This is a genomic window from Pseudomonas sp. 9AZ (genome assembly GCF_902506525.1).
Taxonomy (GTDB): Bacteria; Pseudomonadota; Gammaproteobacteria; order Pseudomonadales; family Pseudomonadaceae; genus Aquipseudomonas; species Aquipseudomonas peli.
Map to the genome: position 1 here is coordinate 3,219,517 of NZ_LR733840.1, position 26,255 is coordinate 3,245,771.

Below are 26,255 nucleotides of genomic sequence, written 5' to 3' on the forward strand. Positions count from 1 at the left end.
CTTAAGCACCTTCGCCCCTTTGCAGCGCTGGGTCTTGTAGGAAGCGGCTGGTACAGAAATCGACAAAGGTGCGCACCTTGGCGGGTACTCGTCCGCCGCCTTGATAGAGCACATGCACCGGCAGTGCCGCTGCTTCAAAGGGCTCCAGAATGATCTCCAGCTCACCCTTTGCGACCAACTCGGCCACCTGATACGACAACACCCGCGTCAGGCCCCAACCCAGCCGTGCAGCATTGATCGCCGCCTGGTTGGAACTCACCAGCAGGCGCGGCTTGGGATGCAGGGTAAGAGCGCTGGTGCCCAGGTTGAACTGCCAGTCGGTGAGCAGGCTGCTGGCCGAGGACATCACGATGGGCGCTGCCAGTACCTCCTTGGGTTCCTGTGGCCGACCAAAGCGTTCGAGAAAAGCCGGCGCAGCGCAGATCACCGGACGAATATGGCCAACCTTGATGGCCTGCAAGCCGGTTTCCGGCAGCTGACCAATGCGGATGGCGACGTCCACGCCCTCCTCCACCATGTTCACCAGGCGATCCACCAGCAGCGCATTGATCGTCACCTGCGGGTGCGCTGACAGGTACTCGGTAATCAGCGGGATCAGGTAAAGCTCACCGAACATCACCGGCGCCGTCACGGTCAGGTTGCCCCGTGCCCGAATGCTACTGCCGGTGGCCAACTCTTCGGCCTCTTCCAGCTCCAGCAGGATGCGCTTGCAGTCCTCCACATAGCGCCGCCCCGCTTCGGTCAAGCGCAGGCTTCGCGTGCTGCGCGCCAGCAACAGCGTGCCCAAGCGTTTCTCCAAACCGGCAATCACCCGGGTCACGCTGGGTGGCGACATCCCCACCAGCCGGGCTCCGCCGGCAAAGCTTTCTGCTTCGGCAACGGCCAGCAGCACCTTCATTTCCTGAAACCTGTCCACGCTCACCGCCCAACGTTGAGACTGACCTAAAAGATGGCCTAATAGGCACTAGCGTAGCGCTTGCGCGTCGCGGCCGACCACCACGCGGTGGCAGACAGCCGGTGGATCATCCGCGTTGGTCTTTGCTCAGCAGATGACCCCGAGCCAGCACAGTGAATGCCTTGAGCGCGGCGGAGGGGTTGCGCCGGTTCGGGTAGTACAGGCATAGGTTGTCGCGGGGCGGCGTCCACGCCTCCAGCACCCGCTCGAATTGCCCGGCGTCGAGTTCGGCCTGCACATCCTGCTGCATAAAAAAACCGAGCCCCACGCCTTCCTGCACCACCGCCTTGGCGACACTCGGCTCGTCCAGGGTGAGTTGGCCAGTCACATCCAGCCGGGTCACTTCCCCCGCACGCTCGAAATGCCAGGGGTAAATCGCCCCATTGGGTAGGCGGATGCGGATGCACTGATGTTTGAGCAGATCCGCCGGATTATGCGGACGACCGTGCTGGGCGAAGTAGGCGGGCGAGCCGACCACCGCGTAGCGTTGCGGCGGGCCGATTGGAATCACGATCATGTCGCTGGGCACAAGACTCGCGGCGCGCACGCCGAGATCGAAACCATCCGCGACGATGTCCACCAGGCGGCCTTCGGTCACCAGGTCGATATGCACCTTCGGGTAACGCTGTAGAAACTCCAGCACCAGCGGCAGCAACGCGGCGCGGGCGGCACTGGCGAAGGCATTGATGCGCAACACACCCGACGGCCCGGCATTGTGCGAACGCACCGCTTCCAGCGCTGCACGTACGTCCTGCAACGCAGGGCCGACCTGCTCTAGGTACATCGCACCCGCCTCGGTTAGCGACACGCTGCGGGTGGTGCGGTTGAACAGCCGCGTTTCGAGGCTCGCCTCCAGCTTGGCAATGGTGTTGCTCAATGCCGTGGTTGATACATCCAGGTCGATAGCGGCCAGGCGAAAGGACGCCCGCCGTGCCACGGCCAACACAGCTTCCAGCTCATTGAGACCAAGGCGTGAATCTGCCATGCAATTGTCCTGAAATTCGGGATAGGCCGTTAACGTCTATCCCAGTTGAGCAAACTATCAAGCGAGCGGCAAGATCACAGTCGTAAACCCCAACCCACTGTGAGAGGAGATCAGGCCATGAACCTGCACCTGCCTGACGCCGTACAGACCTACTTTTCTGTCAGCAATGGCGCCGACATCTCGCGCCTTGCCGCCTGCTTCTGCGCGCACGCCAGCGTGACCGACGAAAACCATACACACCAGGGCATTGACGCCATCGCAGCCTGGCAACAGGAAGCCCGCCGGGCCTTCACCTACAGCGTCGAGCCGCTGACAGCGACGCAGAATGACGATTCGCTGAGCGTCACGGCGCGGCTGGTCGGCAACTTCCCCGGCAGCCCGCTGCAGCTGAATCATGTATTCCGGCTTGAGGACGGCCAGATCCGTTCACTGGAGATCGCGCCATGAACCTCGACCTAAACGGCAAACGCGTGCTGGTCACCGGTGGCACCAAAGGCGTCGGCCGCGCGCTGGTCGAGCTGTTCCTTGTCGAGGGCGCACAGGTGCTGACATGCGCTCGGCAGGCCAGCAGCGACCTGCCGGCGGAGCAATTCACACAGGCCGATCTCACGACCCCGGCAGGCTGCGAAACCCTGGTGGCCGCAGCCCAGCAACGACTGGGCGATGTGGACATCATCGTCCACGTTCTGGGTGGCTCATCGGCCCCCAGCGGCGGCTTTGCGGTATTGGACGACGCGCAGTGGCAACGCGAACTCGACCTTAACCTGCTGCCGGCCGTGCGCCTGGATCGCGCCCTGCTCCCGGCGATGCTAAAGCGCCAGAGCGGGGTGATCATCCATGTGACCTCGATTCAGAACCGCTTGCCCTTGCCCGAGGCCACCACGGCTTACGCAGCCGCCAAGGCGGCGCTGTCGACCTACAGCAAAAGCTTGTCGAAAGAAGTCTCGCCGCAAGGCGTACGGGTGATTCGGGTTTCGCCGGGTTGGATCGAGACCGCAGCGTCGGTGGCCTTGGCCGAGCGATTGGCGCAGGAAGCCGGCACCGATTACGCCGGCGGCAAACGCATCATCATGGATGCCCTCGGCGGGATTCCGCTCGGCCGCCCGGCCAAGCCTGCAGAGGTGGCGGAGCTGATTGCTTTCCTGGCCTCACCTCGTGCGGCATCGATCACCGGAAGCGAGTTTGTGATTGATGGCGGAACCGTGCCAACTGCCTAGCGGTTGTACTCAGAACGGGCGCTGCTGCGCGCGTTCTTTTGCTGCAGGATCAGCGAGGCTTCGTTGTAGGCATGCTGAAACGCGTCACTGCCGATCCAGTCCACCGCAGCGTCCTCGTCTTCATCGTGGAACATCCCGCGATAGACGATCAGCAGGCCCATCATAAAGTCGGTCGCGGCCTCCTCCGCCTCTTCTGCGACCACCAGCTCCAGTACCGGGTATTGCAGAAACACCAGGCACATCGCCAGCAGGCTGATGCCTTCAGCCATCTTCATCGCCTGGAACAGGTCATCGAAGTGCGCGGGGTCGAAGCCGTTTTCCTCGATATCTTTGAAATCGAAGGTACTCAGGTCGATGTCGACATCATCGAACGGCTCGTTGATCAGTGGGTTGGCCAACACCGGGTGAATCACATTGGCCTTGGGCTTGCCCATACGATTCTGCTTGGCCTTGGTTTTAGCCCGCTGGGCGCGTTTTTGCTGTTTGTCTGGGGAAGCCATATTGGCGAGTTCCTTGTCCGGTGCAGCCATGTTCATGGCACTGGGATGATGGTGGGCAAATTGTATTCAGTGTTGGCCGCCTGCGGCTGCAAAGGGATAATTTCTTTGTCACGGCGCGCTGCGGCGTTAATCCGGCTTACGCCAGCAACGCCATAATCCACTGCGTCTGTTGGGCGACTTTCTGCACCTTCTCTTCCGGCACCGTCTGCCGTGCCTGGGCAAAGTCAGCCAGGGTCTGCTTCTTCAGGCGCAGCAGGCGCTGCCACTTGGCCAGGAACGCCGGGCTGCGCGCCTGCATTTGCAGCGGGCCAAAGTACAGCTCCTCGGCGCTGTAAGTCACCGGGCCAGAGCGCTCGGCCACGATGATTTCGTAGGCAAAGCGGTTTTCCCGCAGCACTTCCTCACTGAGGATGCGGTAACCATTGTCCATCAGCCATTGGCGCAGCGGCTGCTCGCCGCCGTTAGGTTGCAGGATCAACCGCTCCTGGCCCGTCAGACGCGTCTTGCCGCTGTCGAGGATGTCGCGAATCCGCTCACCGCCCATCCCGCAGATGCTGATCGCCGTGATGGCATCGCCCGCCTCAATCGCCGCCAGGCCATCGGCCAGACGCACGCTGATCTGTTGGGCAAAGTCATTCTCACGCACGCTGCGTTCAGCCGCGTGAAACGGCGTCAAGGCCACCTCTCCGGCCACGGCGGCCTCGATAACCCCACGGCGCATCAAGGCCACTGGGAGATAGGCGTGATCCGAGCCAATATCCGCCAACCGCGCCCCAGCGGGCACATGCGCTGCCACGCGTTCCAGGCGCATGGATAGTGTTTGCTCGTTCAACTCCAGCCTCTTCTCAACATCGCCACCCGGCCATTGGGCCGAATCGGTGCGCGATTTTGTCGAGCCACAGCGTGCATGGCAACTTTCGGCGACCAGCGCTCAGCGAGCCACGGCTAAAGCACCTCACTGACAGGCGGTCTTAAACCCACAGGGCGGTGCACAGCAGGCGCTTCGATAGCCAGTTTCAGCTGCTGCGCAGGGCTTTAGCCATGGCCTGGTCAACATGCCGACGCCACTCCCGGTCGCGCATGTCGCTATCGTGCAGTTCACGTTCGATGGCGCTCTCCAGCGCGGCCTGGCATTGGCGAAAGCCATCTTCCCAACCTTGTGCGTAGAGGGGTTGCTGCAGGTAGCGCGGAACATCTTTGCGGAAGTCGGCCAATGCTCCAGCCGCTTGCCGACCGCTGCTGCACCCGGCTTCAAACCCATCAACAAATGGGGCGGGATACCCTTCGGCGATCATGGCCTCGCGCGTGCTCTGGCAGCCACTTAACAGGCAGATGAGCACACTGACAGTCAGCATGCTTACGCCATGCCGGTATCCGAGGCGGACAGTACTGCCAGGGTTGCCGCTCATAAGGCATCGCTCCGCCAGGGGTGGACGGGGAGTTGCGCTGGCGATGCGTCACAGACGGCACTCGGCCGATACAGCAGCCAGCGGTAAAAGAGCGTGCAGATCAGCCAATCGAAGAGCAGGGTCCACAGGTTGTGCGAAAGGAAATGCGCGCCCTGCATCACCCGCCCGATAGAAAAAATCGTACCCAGGCCCAATGCCAGCGCCAGTGCGACCCGGGCGCCTCGCGGGTAGCGATCACGCAGGGCAAAGAACAGCGCAATCAGCGAGAAACCGGCAGACGCATGGCCACCCGGCCAGCAACGCCCAGGGTGGTCTGTAACGGCCCGCTCACCCAGTAACGGGCTGAACGCCTCTTCGCCACCGAACTCAGTCAAGCTCCAGGGGCATTGCATCGCGGTCAGCTTTTTCAGCGGTGTGACAATGCTGGTCGATACCGCGAGAGACAGCACCAGATAGCCGAGCGGCAGGCTCCATGCCCGCCATTGCTTAACCACCAAGCTCAGTAACAAGCCGCCAATCGACAGAACGCCCAGAATGATCACGCCCTGTTTGGCGCGGTCATGCAGGATGTCTTCCAGCCAGAAATTATGCCGACCGACAAACCCCAGCCCCGGCTCATAAAACCGATTCGCAAGTGCGAAGTCCACGCCACTGGGGTCCAGCAGTAGGAGCAGCGCCATCAGCGCCAAGGGAATGCCCAGCGCAAGGCGAAAATCAAAGTAGCGATTGGTATGAGCCGTGCGTACGACTGCCATCACTGCACTCCAGTCAAGGCACTGCCGAAGCAGTGCGGGGATTAGCGGTTGCTGAGCTGTGCTTCAGGCAGGGCTGAGGGCTGCCACGCCATCAAGCGTTTTTGAAACGCGTGGCTGGCGCCCTGGTAGTAGGCGATATCGCGGCGCAGCAAACTGTCGCGGACCGTACTTGAAGACTCGTGGCTCAACCCAAGCGCATCGTCATGCCTGCGCATACTCCGGCGCGGGCTGAGAATGGCGAGGTCGTGACCGTCGAACAGCCCCAGGTGCTGGTAGTTACCAATCAGCGCCCGCCCAGGAGCGCGGTCTTTACGCAACACGTTGCGGCCAAAAAAGGTTGAGCTGTAATCGATGTTGAGCAATCCCAGCAGGGTGGGTGCCAGGTCTATCTGGCTCGCCACTTCAGTGAATGCCTGGGGTTGGATCAGGGCTGGGGCGTAGATAAACAACGGGATGTGGTAGTTCGCCACCGGCAGGTCCTCCTGGCCTGCACTGCCGGCCGTGTGATCGGCCACAAAGACGAAGACCGTCTGGTTGAACCAGGGTTTAGCTCTGGCCTGCTGCAAGAACTGGCCGATCGCGTAGTCGGTGTACTTCACCGCGCCTTCACGACCCTCGCCGGACGGGATGTCGATGCGCCCATCGGGATAGGTATAAGGCCGGTGGTTGGAGGTAGTCATCAGTTGCAGGAAGAAGGGTTTGCCCTGGGCATGATCCGCGTCGGCGACCTTGAGGGTTTGCTGGTAAAGATCCTCATCGGACATGCCCCAGGCGTTCTTGAAGGTCATATCGCCTTCCGCCACGCTGCTCTGGTCGACAACGCGGTAGCCATTGCCGCTGAAGAAGGCATTCATGTTGTCGAAGTAGCCGCGCCCGCCGTAGATAAATACGCTGTCATAACCGCGGGCATTGAACTGCTGACCCAGGCTGCCATAACCGGATTCACGGCCAATACGCTTGACGATTGAACGGCCAGGCGTGGGCGGTATGGACAAGGTAATCGCTTCCAATCCGCGGTCGGTACGTGTGCCCGTGGCGTAGAAGTTAGTAAAGCTCAGGCTCTGCTGACGCAGGGCATCCAGATTGGGCGTCAGGCCTCGCGCATCGCCGAAGCTGCCCAGGTATTTGGCACTGAGGCTTTCGATGGTGACCAGCACCACGTTCATCACCTGTGGCTGACCGTGGTTGTCGATCAACCGGCGAATGTCCTGAGGGTCGTGACCGATAAAGCGGGCATTGGCTTCGCTCACCTCCTCGCGCAACAGGCTGGCCACTTCCGGCGCCGGCAACGTTGCATAGAACTGCGGGTAGTCCAGTTCGTTATTACGAAAGGCTGCGAAGAACTGAAACGGCCCGTTGCTGGCCAGCTCCCGCTGATAGGTATTACCACCCAGGCCACGCGGGCTGTCCTGACCAACCGACAGACCATCCAACCCGACCAGCACGCACAGCGCTACCAGGGCTGCACAGGCACGGCCGCGGGGCATGAGTGGTGCTTGAAGCGCGGCGTCCACCGGCCGATACAATGCAACGCTGACCCCCATGGCGATCACCGCGAGCAACGCAATCAGCGGATAGATCGGGTACGACTCGAGGATGTTGTTGATCACCTCTTCCGAGTAAACCAAGTAGTCCACGGCGATAAAGTTGAACCGCACGCCGAACTCATCCCAAAACAGCCATTCGGCAACCGCCGTAAACAGCATCGCAAACACGCTGACGCCGACCAGGCCAAGCAGCAGGCGTTGATGCCAGCGCCGACACCATAGACGGGCCGGACACACCAGCAGGTAAAGCGCCAGAGGCAACGTGGCATACAGCAAAAAGCTCAGGTCGTAGACCGACCAGACCAACCCCGAAGACACCGAACCATTGCAGCAGGCTTACATCCACAGCGGCCAGGTGACTGAGCAGCAGTACACTGCGCGTCAGGACGAACACCGCCAGCCAGGCAAGCACGATGATGGACAGGTAGCGCAGTTGGGCGTAATGAAGCTGAGGCATCGTATGATCCTTGCTGGATGAACGAGCCGCAGTCTGTGGCGAGGCCTGTGAGCCAGGCGTCAACGGGATGTGAAGAAAGTGTCAAAACCAGAGAAAGAGTTCTATCTGTGCGCATCCTAGTGATCGAAGACAACCGCGACATCCTCGCCAACGTACTCGACTACCTGCAGCTCAAGGGGTTCAGCGTTGACTGTGCACAAGACGGCCTGAGCGGTCTGCACCTGGCAAGCACCGGACACTATGACCTGATCGTGCTGGACATCATGCTGCCAGGCATTGACGGCTATCAGGTGTGCAAACGGCTGCGCGAGGACGGCCGCAATGAGGTACCGATCCTGATGCTCACCGCCCGCGACGCCCTGGATGATCGGCTACAAGGTTTGCAGGCCGGGGCTGACGATTACCTGATCAAACCGTTTGCGCTGTCTGAACTGGTGGCGCGGATTGAGGCGATCCTGAGGCGCAGCCAGGGCAGCCGCAAGCGCCAGTTGAAAGTCGCCGACCTTGTCTATGACCTCGACACCCTGCATGTCAGCCGGGCGGGACAGCCGCTCAAACTCAACCCACTGGGCCTCAAGTTACTGGCCGTACTGATGCAGAAAAGCCCCGCAGTGGTTCGTCGCGAAGCCTTGGAGGATGCACTGTGGGGCGATGATTGCCCGGACAGCGACAGCCTGCGCAGCCACATTCATCAGCTGCGCCAGGTCCTCGATAAACCGTTCGCGTCCCCATTGCTACACACCTTGCATGGCGTCGGTTATCGACTGGCGGAGCAGACCGATGGTGTCTAAACAGCCTTTTTCCAGGCGCATTCTGATTGCCTTCGTGCTGATGACCACCTTGGTCAGCGGCCTGTTTTCACTGAGCATCGTGGCCGTGGTGCACTTCATTGAAGAAAACCTGGTTTCCGAGGAGTTGAACCGAGAACTGGGCAAGGTGCTTGAGGAAGATATTCAGCATGGACGCCCGCCCAGGCTCGACTCCATGACCCAGTTTTTCAGCTCCGAACAGCCGCAGTACCCGATACCCGCAAGGTTCGCCGATTTGCCGGCGGGCTTTACCGAAGTGGTTGACGGCACCGCCGCGTTCTACGTCTACAGCCGCAAAATGAATGGCCAGACCCATCTCCTGGCGCAGGAACAGCACGAATTCGAAGCCCATGAGCAAGCCCTGTTCGACGTCGTATTGGCGGGGTTTCTGCTTACCGTGGTCGGTGCTTGGGGGCTTGGGTTGATCATGGCTCGAAAGGTCATGGCCCCGGTGAGTCGGCTGGCACAGCAGGTGCGCCACCGCGACCAGCTGCATGTGCTGGCGCCACCACTGGCCCCCGAATACCCCGACGATGAAGTGGGTCAACTGGCGGCGGCCTTCGACAGCACCCTGGGCCAGGTGCGCCAATCGCTGGAGCGCGAGCGGCTGTTCACCAGTGATGTCAGCCACGAACTGCGCACTCCCTTGATGATCATTGCTACCTCCTGCGAATTGTTGGCCGAAGGCCATTTGCCGCCGCGTGAGCGCGAGCAGATTGAGCGCATCAGCCGGGCCAGTGAAGAAATGCGCGACCTGGTGCAGACCTTCCTGCAACTGGCGCGCGATAAAGCCAACGCAAGTGCCTTTGTGGCGAACAGCAGCCTGACCGATGTGGCGACGGAACAAGCCAACCGCTGGGGACCGCTGCTCACTGAAAAGGGCCTGGATTTCCAATGCCTACAGGAGGGGCCGGATTCGGGCCTCTACAACCCGGTTTTGCTCAACACAGTCATGGCTAACCTGCTACGCAATGCCCTGCATTACACCGAGCGAGGCTTTGTGCACCTGGTGCTGACCACCGGCGGTTTTCGCGTGGAAGACAGCGGCATGGGCATTGCCCCGGAGCAACATGAGCAGATCTTTCAGCCTTTTGTACGGGGTGCAGAGGCGCGCGGGGAAGGACTTGGCCTGGGCCTCTCTCTGGTGAAACGAATCTGCAGCAAACAGGGCTGGATGATCTCGGTACGCAACCTGGAGGAAGGCGGCAGCTGTTTTACGGTGGCATTCAACCCTGACGCCTAAACCCGACCATCGGGCGCACGACTGCTTCGTGCGCCTTAGGGCATCAATGCCAAAGCCACAGCCTTGGCTGCATCCTCAACCGCGCGCTCATCCTAGGGCGCAAAACCCAGCACCCGCCCCGCGGGCATCAGCCAACAGCGGGGCAGCAGAATTGGCTGACCACGTGCGGGAACGGCCTTATCAAGCGGCCATCAGGCCCAATGCGCCGATGCAGACAAATACGGCAATCACGGGGATCAGTACCGTCACCACAAAGATGTCCTTGTAAGCCTGTTTATGGTTCAGCCCCATGATCATCAACATGGCAATCACCGCGCCACAATGTGGCAGCGAGTCCAGGCCGCCAGCGGCAATGGTGGCGATACGGTGCAGCACCTCAGGCTCCACGCCCATTTCCAGATATTTGGGGGCCAGGGTTTGCATAAAGATCTGCAGGCCGCCGGAAGACGAGCCGACAATGCCTGACACCACGCTGACCGAGGCGAAAATGGACAGCAGCGGCGGCATGTCCACCGACAGTACCCAGTTGACGAATTGGCCGAAGCCAGCAGTCTGGGTGACCACGCCACCAAAACCGATCACCGCAGCGGTATTGAGCAGCGGCATGATGGAGTCATCAGCGCCCTGCCCCAGCATCGCCACGGTATTCCGCCGTAACGCCGGGAACAGCAGAATGGCCGTCAGCGTGGCAATTATCAGGGCCAGGCTCGGCCAGATAATGGGCTGACGCTGACTGAAGTTCAGCACTTGGCCGAGCATGCCCTCACCCGCCGTCACCCCGCCGCTGAGCAACAGCAAACGTGGCAACATGATGACGCCCAGCACCACGAGAATCGGCAGCAAAGCCATGCCCCAATGCGGGCCTGTACCGGGCTCCCCTGCCAACTGCTGCATGCGCAAATCCTGAGCATTGCTCTCAAACCCCTCGCCCCGGGCACGGGCCATACGCCACTCACGCTGCACATAAGCCATACCCAGGATGATCATCACCGCGCTGGCCAGCAGGCCAAGCCAGGCACCGGCGAACAGATCAGTGCCCAGAGCGCTGGAGGCGATCACGTTGTGGATCGAGGGTGAACCCGGCAATGCGGTCATGGTGAATGTGCCAGAGCCCAAAGCCGTCGCTGCGCAAAACAGCCGTTTGGGCAAGTTGGCCTCGCGCATCAAGGTAATGCCCAGTGGGTACATGGTGAAAATCACCACAAACACCACCACACCGCCATAGGTCAGCAGGGCACAGACCACCATACTCACCCACAGGGTGCGTTGAATTCCCAGGCTACGGGTAATCGCTTGAGCAATGCTGCTGGCCGCTTGGCTGGCGGCCATGACTTTGCCGAAGATCGCGCCACAAAGAAAAAGTACAAAGAACTTGCCGGCGAAAGTGAACGCCCCTAACGGCCCGAAGGGAAAATATTCGAGCAAAGCCTTGGGCGCTTCCAGATCGTTGGTTAAAGCCACCACCAACGAACACAACAGCGCGGCAATTAAAATATTGACGCCGCGTAACGCCATCCAGATGAGCAACGCAAGCCCAACAAACAGCCCTAAATCTCCCAACATAACTGCGCTCCTTGTTATTTATTATTGTCTTGCCACAGCATCACACAGGCAGCGGAGCGAGTAACAGTGCCGTTAAATCAATAGCGATACCGCTACCTATTTTTCAGCAAGTCACGTTTACGGCTGTATATAGCGCTGCACAATCCGTGCATAACGGCCATCCACCACCAGCTCATGCAGCGCATCGGCATAGGCCTGGGCAAAATCAGGCTCGATTGAGCGCTTGCTGAATGCAATCTCGGCGGCATCGCTGGATACCACTACAGCTGTGGGCTTGATCCGCTCGCTGAGGCCCAGTTGCTGGATTTCGTAGGCGCCGGTGTTTTCGTCGGCAATCACCCCATCGATGCGGCCCTTGCCGACCATGCGCCAGAGGTTGTTGCGGTTGGCCACCTGCACCACCCGCGCGGCAAACGCCGGGTCACGCATGAGTTGCTCATAGTCAGCACCGTAGGCCACGTTGATCTGTGCGCCCAGGCGGAATTCGCTGTGCTGCAGTTCCAGCAGCTGGGTGATGGGCCAGCGCTGCAGTGCTGGGGCATGCATAAACAGAATATTGCGTGAGGGCGGCAGCACCGGGCCGGAGAAATGCGCATAAACCTCGCGCTCTGGCCGGCGAAAGGCGCCAGGCAGAATATCCAGGCGGCCCAGCTCCAGCTCCTTGAGCGCCCGCGCCCAGGGCAGTTTGCGCAGTTTGATCTGGCAGCCCAAACGGGCCAGCGCCGCACGATTGATTTCAACGTCGATGCCAACCACCGCGCCATCCGCCGTTTGCATGCTGAACGGCGGGTCATCGTCCCAGCGCAGCGTCTTCTCACAGGTGGCTGCCGCCAGACCCGGCCAACAGGCCAGCAGCAACAGGGCAAGCAAAAAGCGGAGGCGCAGTAAGGACGAGCGGCGTACATCGACTGCAATCAAGATCATCACTCACGCGGGCACGACGGGATGTGGCCTGAGTCTAGCAGTACCTTCCGGTGATCAAGCAAGCCGCCGACTCAGGCCAATACTACAGGGGCGCTTAAGCTTCGACGCTGCTCCACTGCTTGCTCAAACGCTTGTCGGAGACTGGCAGCTTGGTGCCCAGCTGCTGAGCGAACAGCGAAACGCGGTATTCCTCCAGCAGCCAGCGGTACAGCACCAGCTGCGGGTCGCGCTTGCCTTCCTGGCTGTGTTTACCCAGGCGCGCCTGGTACTGCTCCCAGTAGCCCGCCAGCTCACCGCTCCATACGCGGTCGCGTTGCACCTGGCCGGCGATCTTGTCCAGGCGTTGCTCGATGGCCTTCAAATATCTGGGGATTTCCTTAAGCCACTGCGCCGGGGTTTCGCGGACGAAACCGGGATAGACCAGGTTGCTCAGCTGCAGCTTGATGTCGTTGAGTGCCATGGCCTGAGCCAGGTCGATCTTGCCTTTGAAGCGCTTCTGCAGGCCGTGCCAGAGCTTGAGAATTTCCAGGGTCAGCTTGGCCAGGCGTTCGGCCTCGCCGGTCCAGTCGCCACGCTTACGCTCGGCCAGAGCCGCCAAGCCCGCACCGTCGCGCGGCAGCGGCTCGCTGTCTTCAAGGATGCAGCTGTCGAGGCTGGCCAGCAGAATGTCCTCAACCAGCGCATCGACCCGGCCCATATCGCGGTACAGCAATGCCAGCTCGGTCAGCCCCGGCAGCTTGCCGCGCAGGAACTTGGCTTGATCGCTCAGTTGTTGCAACAGCAAGCGCTGCAGCGCACGACGATGCTGAAACTCGGCTTCGGCCAGGGTCGGGAAGCGCTCTTCCTTGACCACGCCTGCCTCTTCCACCAGCGCCGGGTAGACGGTCATGGACAGACCCGCGACCTGTTGCTGAGTCTTCGCCGCCACTTCACTAAAGGCCTTGGCCTCCACCGGTTGCTGGCTCTTGGCGGTTTTCGGCAGGGCTAGACCCGCCTGAGTCGCTTCGCTGAAACGCGCGGTCAGCTCGGCCAGGTCGCGGCCTTCACCGAGGGGCTTGCCCTGGTTGTCGACCACTTCGATATTCATCCGCAGATGACCCTCGAGCTGCGCGGCGGACTCGGCCCAAGCCTCGTCGCTGACCCGCGTGCCGGTCATGCGCGTCAGCTCACGGCCCAGGGCCTCGGGCAGGCTGCCGTCGGCAAAACTGATCTTGCCCAGGGCGGCACCGACAAAATCCGGCACCGGCACAAAGTTCTTGCGTAGCGCCTTGGGCAGGCCGCGCACCAGGGCCATGCATTTGGCCTCCAGCAGCCCCGGCACCAACCATTCCAGGCGCTCAGGCGGCAATTGCGGCAACAACGGCGCGGGCACGCGAAGGGTCACGCCGTCACGCGGGTGGTTGGGCTCGAAGTGATACGTAAGCGGCAGGGTCAGCTCGCCCAGCCGCAGGGTGTCCGGGTACTGCGCAGCGGTGACTTCCTTGGCATCGCGAGCGAGTACATCCTCTTCGCGCATGATCAGCAGCTGCGGATTTTTTGCGCTCTCCGTTTTGTACCAGCTGTCGAAGGTGGCGCTCTGGTAGATGTTCGCCGGCAGGCGCGCCTCGTAGTAGGCAAACAGGGTTTCCTCGTCGGCAAGGATGTCGCGACGGCGTGCCTTGGCTTCCAGTTCGTCGAGTTTTTCCAGCAACTGACGGTTGGCCGTCAGGCACTTGGCCCGCGAGTTGATTTCGCCACCGACCAGGCCCTCGCGGATAAACAGCTCACGCGAGGCCACGGGATCAATAGGACCGAAGTGCACCGCACGGCGGCCGACCACGATCAGGCCGTACAGGCTGATTTGTTCATAGGCCACGACCTGGCCGCGCTTCTTCTCCCAGTGCGGCTCCAGGTGGTTTTTCTTGATCAGGTGGCCGGCCAACGGCTCGATCCAGTCTGGCTCGATCTTCGCCACCGTGCGCGCAAACAGCTTGGTGGTTTCGACCAGCTCGGCGGCCATCAGCCAAGTGGGCTTTTTACGGCCGATCACCGAGGACGGATGCACCCAGAAACGCCGCTGACGGGCACCGAGGTAGTCGCCGTCTTCGGTTTTCTGGCCGATCTGGCTAAGCAGGCCGGCGAGAATCGCCTTGTGCACGGCGGCGTAGCCTTTGGCGCGCTGCGCGGCTTGGTCTTTTTCGGCCAGCTCTTTTTCTTTCTGGGCCGCTGATAGTTGTGGTCCGGCATTCCGGCGGTCCTGGGTAGTAGGCGTCTGCTCTTTAGCGCGCGGCTCGCCCCTACCCGTCTCGCTCGCCGGTTTGCCGAGCTGCAAATCACGGGTAATCAGCACCAACTGGCGATGCGCATCGCGCCACTCACGCAGGCGTAAGTAATTGAGGAAGTTCTTCCGGCACCAGCTGCGCAGCGCGCTTGCCCCCAAAGCCTGGCGCTGTTCTTCAAAGCCGCGCCACAGGTTGATCAGCGCGGCGAAATCGGAATCCACGTCCTTCCACTGCGCGTGGGCTTGGTCGGCAGCCTGCTGACGGTCGGACGGACGCTCGCGCACATCCTGCACCGACAGCGCACTGGCGATGATCAGGATTTCTTCCAGGCTGCCCTGCTTGGCGCCTTCCAGCACCATGCGACCTAGGCGCGGGTCCACCGGCAAACGCGCCAGCTGACGACCCAACGGCGTCAGTTGCCCTTCGCGATTAACCGCCGAGAGTTCCTGCAGCAGGTTGAAGCCGTCGCTGATGGCCTTGCCATCCGGCGGCTCGATAAAGGGGAAGGCGTCGATCTCACCGAGGCGCAGGTGGAGCATCTGCAGGATCACCGCCGCCAGGTTGGTACGCAGGATTTCCGGATCGGTAAAGGCCGGGCGGCCGTTGAAATCTTCCTCGCTGTACAGGCGGATGCAGATGCCTGGCTCGACCCGCCCGCAGCGGCCCTTACGCTGGTTGGCGCTGGCCTGGCTGATGGCCTCAATCGGTAAACGTTGCACCTTGGCGCGGTAGCTGTAGCGGCTGATGCGCGCCGTGCCGGAGTCGATCACATAACGGATGCCCGGCACGGTCAGCGAGGTTTCCGCAACGTTGGTGGCCAGGACGATCTTGCGCGCGCCCATGGGCGCGAAAATCTTCTGCTGCTCGGCCGGGGTCAGGCGCGCATACAGCGGCAACACTTCGGTCAGGCGCAGGTTGGCTTTGCGCAGCACCTCGGCAGCGTCGCGAATTTCGCGCTCGCCGGGCAGGAACACCAGGACGTCACCGGGGCGTTTGCCTTCGCTCTTCTCGAACGCGCTGATTTCATCCAGCGTGGCGAGGATCGCCTGATCGACCGAGAGGTCTTCCTCAACGCGGTTACCGTCTTCGTCCTGCTCAGCCGCCAGCGGCCGGTACCAGGTGTCCACCGGAAAGGTACGCCCGGACACTTCGACAATCGGCGCGCCGCCGAAGTGCTCGGAGAAGCGCTGCAGGTCGATGGTCGCCGAGGTGATAATCAGCTTCAGGTCAGGGCGACGCACCAGCAGGGTTTTCAGAAAGCCCAGCAGGAAGTCGATGTTCAGGCTGCGTTCGTGGGCTTCGTCGACGATGATCGTGTCGTACTTTTCCAGGTAGCGGTCGTGCTGGGTTTCTGCCAGCAAGATGCCGTCGGTCATCAGTTTGATCAGGCTGCGCTCGTTGCTCTGGTCCTCGAAACGCACCTGATAGCCGACCAGCTCGCCCAGCGGCGTGCCAATTTCCTCGGCAACCCGAGTAGCCACGCTGCGCGCGGCCAGGCGCCGTGGTTGGGTGTGGCCGATCAGTCCATGTACGCCACGCCCCAGTTCCAGGCAGATTTTCGGCAACTGAGTGGTCTTGCCCGATCCGGTTTCCCCGGCGATTACCACCACTTGGTGCGCGGCGATGGCGGCTTTGATTTCATCGCGTTTGGCGGCAATCGGCAGCGCATCGTCGTAACGCATGGTCGGCACACTGAGCCGGCGCGCCTCGACCTTGGCACGGGACGCCTCGAAACGCTGCAGCCACTGCGCCAGCTTGGCTTCGTCCACCGGCGTCTGCTTGCGCAGCTCATGCAACTGGCGGCGCAGGCGATGACGGTCGCCCAGCAGGGTCTGGTCGAGGTTTTTCAGCAGTTGGTCAACGGCGGGCGTGGCGTCGGTCATCGGGTAATCGCGGGATGGGGTCAAGGGGACGAGCAGGAAGGCGGCGATTGTCGCATTTTTGCCTAGGGGAAAACGACCAAAGGACAGAAAGCAAAAAGCCCATCGGTGATGGGCTTTTCTACTGCGGGAGTGGACTTAAACGGCGGACACGTCGTCAGCCTGCAAGCCTTTCTGGCCCTGGGTCACGGCGAACTCGACCTTCTGCCCTTCGAGCAGGGTGCGATGACCTTCGCCACGGATCGCACGGAAATGCACGAACACGTCCGCGCCGCTCTCGCGCTGAATAAAGCCATAACCCTTGGAATCATTGAACCACTTGACGGTGCCTGTCTCGCGCTCAGCCATTACCTGTATCTCCAGCGTGCAGTTTTTATTGTTTGGCGCGGCCTGCAGGCGAGTGCCCAGCCATCACCGAAGGCCGAGTATAAAACAGCGTTTATGCCTGAAAAGGACTTTTTGCCGGCAGGCTACAGGTCATACAGGACAAGCTATGCAGCGATATTTACGGAGAAGAAAGCAGGCCAGAGGATGGGCTCATCGTGCAACGGATAACCCATCCCCGACCCAGGGCTAGTCGCGCTCAGACCACATCACACCACCGGTGGCCCAGTCGCCTTTTTTGACCTCTTCGAAGATCACATCTACCGCGCTGGCGTCGCAGCCAAGCACTTTGGTCGAGGCGTCGGTCAGGGCTTTGGCGTACTCGCGCTTGATCTCATCGCTGCGGCCTTCGAATATTTTGACCAGGAGGGTAGGCATCTAATTAATCCTCAAAACAGTGGAGCAGGACTGGTTAGATCGGTCACGGCGATCCGCTTGGCGCATTTGCGCGCGGGCATTATCTGACCGGGATGACAGAAAAACAAAGGGCCGCATAAAGCGGCCCTTTGCAGATACAGACGGGATCAGCCTTGCTTGCGGCGACGCCACAGCCACAGCGCCAGCACGCCCAAGGTCAGCACCAGCGGCACCAGGGCGATATTGAGGAACTTGAGCTTACTGCCCAGGGCTTCGATATCGGCATTCAGTTGGTAGCGCACATCGCGCAGTTCCTTGCGGATCGCCAGTTTCTGCTGCACGAACTGCTGCACCGCGGCCTGCTGCTCAGGCGTCAGTTCCAGGGCCTTGCTCGGATCCTGGTTCTGCTGCAGGGCGGCAAGCTTCTGCTCGGTGTCGGCCAGTTGCGTTTGCAGGGCTTGCTCCTTCTCGCGGAACTGCACCTCGGCGTCACGCTGAATGGCGTCTACGACCTCGAATGGACGGGTGAAGCGACCGCGAGAGCGCACGCTGATCAGCGCTTCGGAGCCGGCCAGATTGTCCAGCGCGTTGATCGCAAAACCGGCGTTATCCGCCCACGGCTGCGGAATACGCTGACCGAAGAAGTCCTGCACCTGCACCCACATGCGGTCGGTGAGCATGTCGGTGTCGGCCACCACAATCACGTTGATCGTGTCCGCCTGCTTGAGGCCATCCTTCTGCCCCTCGATGCCCTCAGGGAAAGCCGTTTGCGCCGGGCCGCTGATACGTGCGGCCAGGGTATAGCGCTCACCGGTGGGTTCCAGCTCGCGGATCAGCTCTTCCGGATTGGCCAGCATGCCGAAGCGTTTGACATCAAACGGCATGGCGTAATGCGAGCTGCGCACCAGCGGGATGAACTGGGTTTTCGCGTCGTTCAGCGGTTCCAGCATGCCGGCAGTGGCCACCGTGATGGTTTCCAGCGAGGCGGTGCTGATGTCGTCCTTGTCCAGGGCATTCTTCGGCAGGCTCAGCCAGGCAGCGTGACGCACGGGACGCTGGCCTTCGCCCATGCTCACCGACATGGCATACGAGCCGTCGCCAAGCACCTGGTCCGGCACCATGCGCAGGCCCCAGGCCTTGAACAGTTCCGGCAAGTCGGAGGCCTTGTCGATGACCATCTCGCCGGGCATTTCGGCCTGGGTATCGGCCTCGCTGAACGGGTCAACGAAGGTCAGCAGCTTGCCGCCGCGCAGGACGAACTGGTCAATCGCATACAGGGTCTGCTCAGGCAGCTGCTTGGGATGAATCAGCAGCAGTACCGAGACCTTCTCAGGGATCAGGTCGACATTACGCTTGAGGCTTTCGATCTGGAACAGCTGACGAATTTCCTCGATCAGCATCCAGGCCGGTGTCGGCTGCCGCGCGGCCATGTCGAAACCACCGTTGACCTGCAAACCAGACAGCACGCCGACCACCGGCCGCTCGGGCTTGGCCAGGCTCTGCACCAGACGGCTGAGTTCGTATTCGAGGAACTCTTCTTGATCCAGGGCGAAAAACGGGATCACCTGTGTCAGGCCTTCGGCATTCTTGCCGGCCAGACCGAAATAGATCGAATCGCCACCCTGCTGCAGCGGAATGCCCTGCAGGCCGAACTCGGCGGCTTTGTCTTCGTCCTCGGAAAACGGCGCCGGGTCGATGATCGTCAGCTTGAGCTTGTCGCCCGCCTCACGCTGATAAGCCTTGAGCATTTCCTCGACGCGCTTGGCGTAGGTGCGCAGCGCCGGCAAGTCCTTGGTCGCGGTGTCGGAGTAGAAGAAGTTCAGCTCCACCGGCTCATCCAGCTCGGCAAGAATCTGCTCGGTGCCGCTGGAGAGGGTGTAGAGCTTCTGCTCGGTCAGATCCAGACGCACGCCGCTAAGGCTGACGCTGGAGAACAGGTTGAAGGCGAGAAACGCCAGGGCAATGAGTGCAAGCCCGGCGCTGGAAACCATCAGCTTTTTCATGGGCGGCCTCAGTCAGCTTTCTTCAGGTCGATAACCACCGCTGTTGCCGCCAACCAGGCGGCGATCAGGATGAGGAAATACAACAGGTCGCGCAGGTCGATCACGCCCTTGCTGATCGCATCGAAACGGGTCAGGAAGCTCAGCGAAGCCACGGCATCCACCAGCCACTGCGGCGCCCAGCCACTGAAACCGTCGAGCACCATGGGGAAGCCGCTGACGATAAACAGGAAGCACACGCTGACCGCCAGGATAAAGGCGATCACCTGGTTCTTCGCCAGGGCCGACATGCACGAGCCAATCGCCAGGTAGGCACCCGCCAGCAGCCAGCTGCCGATATAGCCGGTGATGATCGCGCCATTATCCGGCTCACCCAGGTAGTTGACGGTGATGATCATCGGGAAGGTCAGCAGCAACGCCAAACCGGCAAACACCCAGGCGGCGAGAAACTTGCCAGTGACCGCGTCGAAACGGGTGATCGGCAGGGTCATCAGCAGCTCGATGGTGCCGCTCTTGCGCTCTTCGGCCCACAGGCGCATGGCAATTGCCGGCACCAGAAACAGATACAGCCAAGGGTGGAAGTTGAAGAACGGCGCGAGGTTGGCCTGGCCGCTCTCGAAGAAGCCGCCGAGGTAGAAGGTGAACACCCCGGACAGCACCAGGAAAATCAGGATAAACACGTAAGCCAGCGGCGTGGCGAAGTAGCTCGCCAGCTCGCGCTTGAAGATCACCGACAACTGACTCATACCACCTCCCCACGGGTCAGGCTGCGGAACACTTCGTCCAGCCGCCCGCGTTCGACATTCAATTCCTTGACCTGCCAACCGCGCTCCGCGATCAGCGCGTTGACCTGCGGGAAGATCACTTCACCCGGTTTGGCGAGGATGCTCAGGCTGTGTTCCAGGGTATTTTCTTCCACCCCGGCCACGCCCGGCAGCGCAGCCAGCGCGGCCTGATCGAGCGGCTCGGCAGCCACCAGGGTGACGGCCTGGTGATAACGCGAGCGGCTCTCCAGCTCCAGCGGCGTGCCGTCGGCCAGCAGCTTGCCGTGGGCGATTACCACCGCGCGGGTGCACACAGCGGACACTTCTTCGAGGATGTGGGTGGAAATGATCACGATCTTGTCGTGGGCCAGGCTCTGGATCAGCTTGCGCACTTGGTGCTTCTGGTTGGGGTCGAGGCCGTCGGTGGGTTCGTCGAGGATCAGCACCTTGGGATCATGCAGAATCGCCTGGGCCAGGCCGACGCGACGCTTGAAGCCTTTCGACAGGGTTTCGATCGACTGTTCCAGCACGGCGTCCAGCTCGACTTGAGCCACCGCTTTGGCCACCCGCTGACGCTTCTCGGCGCCTTTGAAACCTCGCACCTCGGCGATAAATTCGAGGAAGCTGCGCACCGTCATATCGCCGTAGCACGGCGCGCCTTCGGGCAGATAACCGATCTGCCGCTGGGCCTTGAGGGTGTCTTTCTGGATATCGAAACCGAGGATGCTGGCACTGCCTGAAGTCGGCGCCAGAAAGCCGGTGAGCATCTTCATGGTGGTGGATTTGCCGGCACCGTTAGGGCCGAGAAAGCCCAGCACTTCACCGGGCTTAACACTGAAGGACAGGTCGTCAACAGCCGTGTGCTGCGCAAAACGCTTGGTTAGGTTTTTTATTTCGATCATGGCCTCTCACCATTGCGGTAACAGACCCTGCTTGCAGCCGGGCAGGCGCAAGCCGGGCGCGCTTAAATGCCGGGGGAATATAAGGAGTCACGCGCAGGCAGCGCAAGCGAAGAACCGGCGGGTCATGTATCTGTTCGCTACAGCGCTGCTCGCCCACGCGAGCAGCGCTGGTAAGGCCAGAGATTAGAGGGTGCCGCGCAGGGCTTTTTCGAACAACTGACTGTATTGCGCAGCGGTAAAGGCAATCGGGTTGGTGCCGGCGGATGGGTCAACCTCGGCCATCTGTCCAACCTGCTCGATGCGCACATCATCAATGCCAATCTCGCCCAGGCTGTGCGGGATACCGACCTGCTCACGCAGCGCCATCACCCATTCCAGCACGCCCGTAAAACCAGGCTTGGCCAGGTTCAAGTAGCGCGCCATTTTCTCCATCTGCGGCTCGATACGTTCGCGGTTAGCAACCAGCACGTAAGGCATCAATACTGCATTGAGCAGGCCGTGGTGGGCGTCGTACAGCGCACCGAGCGGATGGGCCAGAGCATGCATGGCGCCCAGGCCACGCTGGAATGCGGTGGCGCCCATGCTCGAGGCCACCAGCATCTGCAAGCGCGCTTCCACATCGCTGCCCTGCGCCACCGCGCGCGGCAAATACTGCTGCACCAGGCGCATGCCTTCCAGGGCAATGCCTTCGGCCATGGGGTGGAACAGCGGTGAGCAGAAGGCCTCCAGGTTATGCGACAGCGCATCCATGCCGGTGGCGGCGGTGATCTTGGCCGGCAGGCCGAGGGTCAGCTCTGGGTCGAGGATCACCAGCGCCGGCAACATGCGTGCGTGGAAGATGATGCGTTTGATATGCGCAGCATCATCGGTAATCACCGAGGCGCGGCCGACTTCCGAGCCGGTGCCGGCAGTGGTTGGCACCGCTACCACCGGGGCCATGCCGGCAACATTGACGCGATTGCAGTTGTCGCCGATGTCCTCGAAATCCCACAGCGGTCGATCCTGGCCGACCATCAGGGCGATGGCCTTGCCGGCATCCAGCGCCGAACCGCCGCCAAAGGCGATCACCCCGTCATGCTTACCGGCCTTGAATGCGGCCACCCCGTCCATCACGTTCTGCCCGGTGGGGTTGCCCTTGATGCCATGGAACAAGCCGGCCTTGAGACCATCATCTCGGCAGTGCAATAGCGCACGGTCGATCATTGGCAAGGCAGCCAGGCCAGGGTCGGTGACCAACAGCGGTGCACTCATGCCCAGTTGCCGGCAAGCCGCCGGAAGCTCGCTGACACGGCCAACGCCGACGCGCACCGAGGTCGGGTAATTCCAGTTCATGCGGTAGTGATTCAGGTCCATGGCGTGCCTCACAACTGAGTCTTGAAATGGAAGGATTTCGGCCGGGTAACATGCTCGAAGCCCACGCTAGACAGGGTGCAGCCGCGACCGGAATTCTTCACCCCGGTCCAGGCCAGCGCCGGGTCGAGGTAGTCGCAGCGGTTGAGAAACACCGTGCCCGCCTGCACCCGGTCAGCCAGGGCCATGGCGGTATCTACGTCACGGCTGAAGATCGCGGCCGTCAGGCCGAACTCGCTGTCGTTCATCAGCGCCAGGGCTTCTTCGTCATCTTTGACCTTCTGGATGCCTACTACCGGACCGAAGGATTCTTCGGTCATCACACGCATGCCGTGATTCACGTTGGTCAGCACCTGCGGCGCCAGGTACTGCGAGCCGGGATGGTCCATAGCAAAGTCGGCCGGCACCAGATGGGCAGTGGCGCCCTGCTCAACAGCGTCGTGAATCTGCCCACGGACGAAATCCGCCGCCTCGGCACGCACTAATGGGCCAAGGGTGGTGTCCGGGTCATCGGAACGCCCTAGCTTGTACTGTTTGACCAACGCCACCGCCTGCTCGACGAAGGCGTCGTAGAGCGATTCGTGCACATAAATGCGCTCGATGCCGCAGCAGGATTGTCCGGAGTTGAAGAACGCCCCATCAATCGTGGTCTCCACCGCGTGGGCCAGGTCGGCGTCGGCGCGCACATAAGCCGGGTCCTTACCGCCCAGTTCCAGGCCGATGCTGAGAAAGCGACCTACTGCCACCCGTTCGACCATGGTGCCGCCGGGTACCGAACCGGTGAAGGCCACGTGGGCGATGGTCGGCGCCTGAATCAGCGCCTCGGTCTCGCCGTGGCTCAGGTGCAGGTACTGGAATACCCCGTCCGGCAAGCCAGCTTCGCTGAAGGCCTCCACCATGCGCTCAGCGCACAATGGCGTTTGCGCTGAATGCTTGAGCAGCACCGCATTGCCGGCCAGCAGCGCCGGCATCACCGCGTTCACCGCAGTCAGGTAGGGGTAGTTCCAGGGGGCGATCACCAGCGCCACGCCCAACGGCTCGCGGCGGATAAAACGGATAAACCCAGGCTTTTCCGGTACCTGGATATCCGCCAGGGCGCTCTCGGCAATGTCCGCCATATAGCTGGCACGCTCGACAAAACCGCGCACTTCGCCTGCGGCATAGCGGATCGGCCGGCCCATCATCCAGCACAGCTCTTCAGCCAGCTGGGTTTCCTTGGCGGCGAACGCAGCAATCGCCTTACGGCCGATGGCGATGCGTTCAGCCAGCGGGGTGGTCTTCCAGGCCTGCTGCGCCAGCTCGGCCCTGGCCAGGGCAGCCTGAATTTCAGGATTGGAGGCCAGATGGCGCTCGACATACACCGAGCCGTCGATGGGAGAAATGCATTGCAGTTTGCTCATTGAAAAGACTCCATAAGCCCAATCAGCCGGGGCCGCGCGCTAGATAATTTCGAAGTAGCGATCCAGTTCCCAGTCGCTGACATGCCGGCGGTATTCGCGCTCTTCCCACTCGCGGCTGGCGGCAAAGTGCTCGACAAACTCATCGCCAAACAGCTCACGTGCCGCCGTCGAGGCCTTCAGCCGTTGCGCGGCATCCCACAGAGTGCGCGGCAGAGCCAGCTCCTCGGGGTGCTTCATCGCGTAGGCATTACCCACCACCGGCTCAGTTGGCTCCCACTGCTGCATCACGCCATACAGACCGGAGCCGAGCGCCACCGACAGGGCCAGAAACGGATTGCCGTCGGCCGCACCGAGGCGATATTCCTGACGCTGGGACTTGTCACTACCGGGAATGACCCGCAACGCAGCAGTACGGTTTTCCACACCCCAGGTGGCATCGGTGGGCGCCCAGAAACCGGGAATCAGCCGCCGGTAGCTGTTCAGCGTGGGCGCCACCATGCAGAGGAACTCCGGCATCAGGCGCTGCTGCCCAGCAAGAAAGTGGCGCTGAATCTTGCTCATGTTGTGCGCCTGGCTCGGGTCATAGAACGCCGACTTGCCGCTGGCCAGATCACGCAGGGACACATGGATATGCCCGCTCTGCCCCGGATATTTGCCCGACCACTTGGCCATAAAGGTGGCCATCAGGCCGTTGCGCTGGGCCAGCACCTTCATAAAGGTTTTGAACAGCGCGCCCTTGTCGGCGGCAGCTTCCGCGCGGTCATAGGCAATCGCCGCCTCCAGCACGCCTGGGCCGGTTTCGGTGTGCAGGCCTTCGATGGGGAAGTCCATGCGTTCGGCCATTTCGAGGATCTCGTGGTACAGCTCGGCGTGTACCGAGTTGCGAATCATCGAGTAGCCAAACCAGTCCGGGGTAAACGGTTTGAGGTTGCGAAAACCCTTCTCGCGGGCCGACTCCGGGGTTTCATCGAACATGAAGAATTCATATTCCAGCGCTGCAAAAGCATCAAAGCCCATGGCCTTGCAGCGCTCGATCACCCGGCGCAGGGTGCCGCGTGGGCAGACCTTTTCCGCTGCCTCGGCAAACTCGCAGATAAACAGCAGCATGCCGTTCTCGAAGGGTAAGTCGCGGCAGGTATGCGGCAGCACCCGCACCGGCGCATCCGGGTAGCCGGTGTGCCAGCCGGTGTACTGGGCGTTGTCATAAAGCTGGTCCTTCACGTCCCAGCCGAGCACCACATCGCAGAAGGCAAAGCCGCTGTCGAGGGCAGAGAAGAATTTGCTGCGGCTGAGGTATTTGCCGCGCATCACGCCATCGTTATCGAACACCCCAACCTTGATATGGCTGAGGCCGCGCTCTTCGACAATGCGCTTGGCATCCTGAACGGTTTTCACGTCTCGCGGATTGAGCATAAATGCACCTGTCTATTGTTTTTATGGCCGACATCCGGTGTCAGTCCTGCAGGCAACAACAGCGTCTCAAGCGCATCCCCACAACCACTACACAACGCGCCCTGACGACTACCCAACGCCTGTTAGAACACCCGGCAAAAAGCTCCATCAGTGTGGTACAGGTTTGCCAAGTTGGCTGGTCAATTAGGCAAAACAACCCGCACAAGTTGCATCACAGGTGACGGCAGACACTGCTCTGCTGTAAAAGCACAGATCACCGCCCGCCGAACACTTGGCTGCATGCGCCAAGCGGCCGCCAGAAGCCATACCGGAGATTGTTTGAACCCGATGCCCCGCACCCTGCCAGCGCCCGGCCAGACTCGGCATCGCACAGCAGTTGCCGCCGCAGTGGCGCTGGTACTGGCTGCCTGGCTTGCGCCTACGGCCTGCTTGGCCCGTGACTGGCTGATCTACACCCACAGCCTGGATAGCCAAGCCGTACTGATCGACGGCCAGTTACGCGGACGCGAACATGCCGGCAAGCGGGCGTTCTATCTGGAGCTGGTGCGCGAGTTGCTGACTGATATGGCCGAGCCGCTGCCAATCCAGGAAGTGCCCTTGGCGCGTGGTCTGGCGCAACTGCAACAGCGTGACGATGTGGTGCTCTTCAACCTTGCCAAAACCCCGGAACGCCTGCCGCTGGCGCACTGGGTCGGGCCCATCTGGGAAGAGACCGACTGGCTCTACGAAAACACCCAACGGCCCACCGGCATCCTCAGCCTGGAGGATGCCAAGAACCTGCCGGTGTGCGTACTCAACGGCAGCTCCCATGACGAACGCCTGACAGCCATGGCGTTCACCCAACTAAAGCGCAACAACACTTACAGCACCTGCTTCAGCATGCTCGCAGCCGGCCGGATCGCGCTGGTTGCCTCGGCTGACTCAGAGCTGGCGCAGAGGCTGCGCGAGGCGGGCGTCGCGGCCGACAAGGTGCGCCCAAGCGCCGTGCAACTGGGCCGCGATGAAGGCTTTATCGCCCTGTCCCGTGGCATGCCGGAGCAGGACATCGCGCGCTGGCGCGCTGCTTTGCAACGAGTGCAGCAGGATGGTCGCTTCCAGGCCCTGCACAATCGCTACGCGCACTGACTGAGCCGCCTGCCTGCCACGCAAAAAAATACGCCCGCATCTTGCGCTGCGGGCG

The 26,255-nt window shown here is 61.5% G+C and carries 22 protein-coding genes and 1 pseudogene; 5 read left to right on the top strand and 18 right to left on the bottom strand.

All coding sequences use genetic code 11. The features are described from left to right. Position 1: 1 nt before the first annotated feature. Together ALTER154_RS15120 and ALTER154_RS15125 are read right to left on the bottom strand one after the other, a co-directional pair. Entirely contained in the window at positions 2-898 is an 897-nt protein-coding gene (locus tag ALTER154_RS15120; protein WP_176600641.1) for a LysR family transcriptional regulator, read from the bottom strand. A gap of 124 nt (positions 899-1,022) precedes the next feature. Continuing rightward, positions 1,023-1,940, bottom strand: coding sequence for a LysR family transcriptional regulator (locus tag ALTER154_RS15125; protein ID WP_160088251.1), 918 nt, complete (start codon positions 1,938-1,940; stop codon positions 1,023-1,025). 117 nt (positions 1,941-2,057) lie between these two features. Between ALTER154_RS15125 and ALTER154_RS15130 the strand changes: the two genes are divergently transcribed. Together ALTER154_RS15130 and ALTER154_RS15135 are read left to right on the top strand one after the other, a co-directional pair. Beyond that, positions 2,058-2,387, top strand: coding sequence for a nuclear transport factor 2 family protein (locus ALTER154_RS15130; protein WP_160088253.1), 330 nt, complete (start codon positions 2,058-2,060; stop codon positions 2,385-2,387). Continuing rightward, a complete protein-coding gene (locus ALTER154_RS15135) occupies positions 2,384-3,157 on the top strand; it encodes an SDR family oxidoreductase (RefSeq protein ID WP_160088255.1) in 774 nt (257 codons plus the stop codon). Before ALTER154_RS15130 ends, ALTER154_RS15135 begins: the two co-directional genes overlap by 4 nt. Here ALTER154_RS15135 and ALTER154_RS15140 read toward each other — a convergent pair. The 5 genes and pseudogenes from ALTER154_RS15140 to ALTER154_RS15160 all read right to left on the bottom strand — a co-directional run bounded on the left by ALTER154_RS15140 (position 3,154) and on the right by ALTER154_RS15160 (position 7,825). Beyond that, positions 3,154-3,657 (bottom strand): hypothetical protein, encoded by a 504-nt coding sequence (locus ALTER154_RS15140; protein ID WP_160088257.1) that lies wholly within the window; start codon positions 3,655-3,657, stop codon positions 3,154-3,156. The genes ALTER154_RS15135 and ALTER154_RS15140 overlap by 4 nt on opposite strands. 136 nt (positions 3,658-3,793) lie before the next feature. Further along, positions 3,794-4,489 (bottom strand): tRNA (adenine(22)-N(1))-methyltransferase TrmK, encoded by a 696-nt coding sequence (locus ALTER154_RS15145; protein WP_160088259.1) that lies wholly within the window; start codon positions 4,487-4,489, stop codon positions 3,794-3,796. Positions 4,490-4,673: 184 nt separating this feature from the next. Beyond that, on the bottom strand, positions 4,674-5,012 hold the full coding sequence (locus ALTER154_RS15150; RefSeq protein WP_160088261.1) for a hypothetical protein: 339 nt from the start codon (positions 5,010-5,012) through the stop codon (positions 4,674-4,676). 50 nt (positions 5,013-5,062) lie between these two features. Further along, the gene (locus ALTER154_RS15155) at positions 5,063-5,821 is read right to left on the bottom strand and encodes a phosphatase PAP2 family protein (RefSeq protein ID WP_160088263.1); all 759 of its coding nucleotides are present in this window, start codon (positions 5,819-5,821) and stop codon (positions 5,063-5,065) included. A 41-nt stretch (positions 5,822-5,862) separates the two neighbouring features. Continuing rightward, positions 5,863-7,825, bottom strand: a pseudogene (locus ALTER154_RS15160) (LTA synthase family protein). Between the two features lie 107 nt (positions 7,826-7,932). On the opposite strand from ALTER154_RS15160, the gene ALTER154_RS15165 reads away from it, so the two are divergent. Both ALTER154_RS15165 and ALTER154_RS15170 read left to right on the top strand, forming a co-directional pair. Further along, the gene (locus ALTER154_RS15165) at positions 7,933-8,616 is read left to right on the top strand and encodes a response regulator transcription factor (protein WP_160088265.1); all 684 of its coding nucleotides are present in this window, start codon (positions 7,933-7,935) and stop codon (positions 8,614-8,616) included. After that, positions 8,606-9,877, top strand: coding sequence for a HAMP domain-containing sensor histidine kinase (locus ALTER154_RS15170; RefSeq protein WP_160088267.1), 1,272 nt, complete (start codon positions 8,606-8,608; stop codon positions 9,875-9,877). Before ALTER154_RS15165 ends, ALTER154_RS15170 begins: the two co-directional genes overlap by 11 nt. Before the next feature lie 180 nt (positions 9,878-10,057). Here ALTER154_RS15170 and ALTER154_RS15175 read toward each other — a convergent pair whose 3' ends face one another. From ALTER154_RS15175 to ALTER154_RS15225, 11 genes are all read right to left on the bottom strand, one after another. Further along, positions 10,058-11,440, bottom strand: coding sequence for a GntP family permease (locus ALTER154_RS15175; RefSeq protein ID WP_160088269.1), 1,383 nt, complete (start codon positions 11,438-11,440; stop codon positions 10,058-10,060). A gap of 117 nt (positions 11,441-11,557) precedes the next feature. Further along, positions 11,558-12,364 carry an ABC transporter substrate-binding protein gene (locus tag ALTER154_RS15180; RefSeq protein WP_160088271.1) on the bottom strand — a complete coding sequence of 269 codons (807 nt, stop codon included), beginning with the start codon at positions 12,362-12,364 and terminating at the stop codon, positions 11,558-11,560. Positions 12,365-12,458: 94 nt separating this feature from the next. Then, positions 12,459-16,508 carry an ATP-dependent RNA helicase HrpA gene (gene hrpA / locus ALTER154_RS15185; protein ID WP_160088273.1) on the bottom strand — a complete coding sequence of 1,350 codons (4,050 nt, stop codon included), beginning with the start codon at positions 16,506-16,508 and terminating at the stop codon, positions 12,459-12,461. Between the two features lie 135 nt (positions 16,509-16,643). Continuing rightward, positions 16,644-16,853, bottom strand: coding sequence for a cold-shock protein (locus ALTER154_RS15190; RefSeq protein WP_090251540.1), 210 nt, complete (start codon positions 16,851-16,853; stop codon positions 16,644-16,646). Between the two features lie 225 nt (positions 16,854-17,078). After that, entirely contained in the window at positions 17,079-17,267 is a 189-nt protein-coding gene (locus tag ALTER154_RS15195) for a 4-oxalocrotonate tautomerase (protein WP_090251538.1), read from the bottom strand. Positions 17,268-17,413: 146 nt separating this feature from the next. Next, on the bottom strand, positions 17,414-19,249 hold the full coding sequence (locus ALTER154_RS15200) for a Gldg family protein (protein ID WP_160088275.1): 1,836 nt from the start codon (positions 19,247-19,249) through the stop codon (positions 17,414-17,416). A gap of 8 nt (positions 19,250-19,257) precedes the next feature. Then, complete coding sequence (locus ALTER154_RS15205) at positions 19,258-19,992, bottom strand: ABC transporter permease subunit (RefSeq protein WP_160088277.1); 735 nt, start codon at positions 19,990-19,992, stop codon at positions 19,258-19,260. Next, positions 19,989-20,912 (bottom strand): ABC transporter ATP-binding protein, encoded by a 924-nt coding sequence (locus tag ALTER154_RS15210; RefSeq protein ID WP_090251530.1) that lies wholly within the window; start codon positions 20,910-20,912, stop codon positions 19,989-19,991. Before ALTER154_RS15210 ends, ALTER154_RS15205 begins: the two co-directional genes overlap by 4 nt. Before the next feature lie 183 nt (positions 20,913-21,095). Next, positions 21,096-22,265, bottom strand: a complete 1,170-nt coding sequence (locus tag ALTER154_RS15215) for an iron-containing alcohol dehydrogenase (protein WP_160088279.1) — start codon at positions 22,263-22,265, stop codon at positions 21,096-21,098. Between the two features lie 8 nt (positions 22,266-22,273). Then, positions 22,274-23,662, bottom strand: coding sequence for an aldehyde dehydrogenase family protein (locus ALTER154_RS15220; protein ID WP_160088281.1), 1,389 nt, complete (start codon positions 23,660-23,662; stop codon positions 22,274-22,276). A gap of 39 nt (positions 23,663-23,701) precedes the next feature. After that, entirely contained in the window at positions 23,702-25,075 is a 1,374-nt protein-coding gene (locus ALTER154_RS15225; RefSeq protein ID WP_090251523.1) for a glutamine synthetase family protein, read from the bottom strand. A 318-nt stretch (positions 25,076-25,393) separates the two neighbouring features. On the opposite strand from ALTER154_RS15225, the gene ALTER154_RS15230 reads away from it, so the two are divergent. Next, entirely contained in the window at positions 25,394-26,200 is an 807-nt protein-coding gene (locus ALTER154_RS15230) for an ABC transporter substrate-binding protein (RefSeq protein WP_160088283.1), read from the top strand. Positions 26,201-26,255: the final 55 nt, after the last annotated feature.

Excerpts from the sequence above, each read along its gene's own strand:
- ALTER154_RS15120 (WP_176600641.1), bottom strand. The coding sequence starts at position 898 with ATGAAGGTGCTGCTGGCCGTTGCCGAAGCAGAAAGCTTTGCCGGCGGA.
- ALTER154_RS15125 (WP_160088251.1), bottom strand. The coding sequence starts at position 1,940 with ATGGCAGATTCACGCCTTGGTCTCAATGAGCTGGAAGCTGTGTTGGCC.
- ALTER154_RS15130 (WP_160088253.1), top strand. The coding sequence starts at position 2,058 with ATGAACCTGCACCTGCCTGACGCCGTACAGACCTACTTTTCTGTCAGC.
- ALTER154_RS15135 (WP_160088255.1), top strand. The coding sequence starts at position 2,384 with ATGAACCTCGACCTAAACGGCAAACGCGTGCTGGTCACCGGTGGCACC.
- ALTER154_RS15140 (WP_160088257.1), bottom strand. The coding sequence starts at position 3,657 with ATGGCTTCCCCAGACAAACAGCAAAAACGCGCCCAGCGGGCTAAAACC.
- ALTER154_RS15150 (WP_160088261.1), bottom strand. The coding sequence starts at position 5,012 with ATGCTGACTGTCAGTGTGCTCATCTGCCTGTTAAGTGGCTGCCAGAGC.
- ALTER154_RS15155 (WP_160088263.1), bottom strand. The coding sequence starts at position 5,821 with ATGGCAGTCGTACGCACGGCTCATACCAATCGCTACTTTGATTTTCGC.
- ALTER154_RS15170 (WP_160088267.1), top strand. The coding sequence starts at position 8,606 with ATGGTGTCTAAACAGCCTTTTTCCAGGCGCATTCTGATTGCCTTCGTG.
- ALTER154_RS15175 (WP_160088269.1), bottom strand. The coding sequence starts at position 11,440 with ATGTTGGGAGATTTAGGGCTGTTTGTTGGGCTTGCGTTGCTCATCTGG.
- ALTER154_RS15180 (WP_160088271.1), bottom strand. The coding sequence starts at position 12,364 with ATGATCTTGATTGCAGTCGATGTACGCCGCTCGTCCTTACTGCGCCTC.
- hrpA (WP_160088273.1), bottom strand. The coding sequence starts at position 16,508 with ATGACCGACGCCACGCCCGCCGTTGACCAACTGCTGAAAAACCTCGAC.
- ALTER154_RS15190 (WP_090251540.1), bottom strand. The coding sequence starts at position 16,853 with ATGGCTGAGCGCGAGACAGGCACCGTCAAGTGGTTCAATGATTCCAAG.
- ALTER154_RS15195 (WP_090251538.1), bottom strand. The coding sequence starts at position 17,267 with ATGCCTACCCTCCTGGTCAAAATATTCGAAGGCCGCAGCGATGAGATC.
- ALTER154_RS15200 (WP_160088275.1), bottom strand. The coding sequence starts at position 19,249 with ATGAAAAAGCTGATGGTTTCCAGCGCCGGGCTTGCACTCATTGCCCTG.
- ALTER154_RS15205 (WP_160088277.1), bottom strand. The coding sequence starts at position 19,992 with ATGAGTCAGTTGTCGGTGATCTTCAAGCGCGAGCTGGCGAGCTACTTC.
- ALTER154_RS15210 (WP_090251530.1), bottom strand. The coding sequence starts at position 20,912 with ATGATCGAAATAAAAAACCTAACCAAGCGTTTTGCGCAGCACACGGCT.
- ALTER154_RS15215 (WP_160088279.1), bottom strand. The coding sequence starts at position 22,265 with ATGGACCTGAATCACTACCGCATGAACTGGAATTACCCGACCTCGGTG.
- ALTER154_RS15220 (WP_160088281.1), bottom strand. The coding sequence starts at position 23,662 with ATGAGCAAACTGCAATGCATTTCTCCCATCGACGGCTCGGTGTATGTC.
- ALTER154_RS15225 (WP_090251523.1), bottom strand. The coding sequence starts at position 25,075 with ATGCTCAATCCGCGAGACGTGAAAACCGTTCAGGATGCCAAGCGCATT.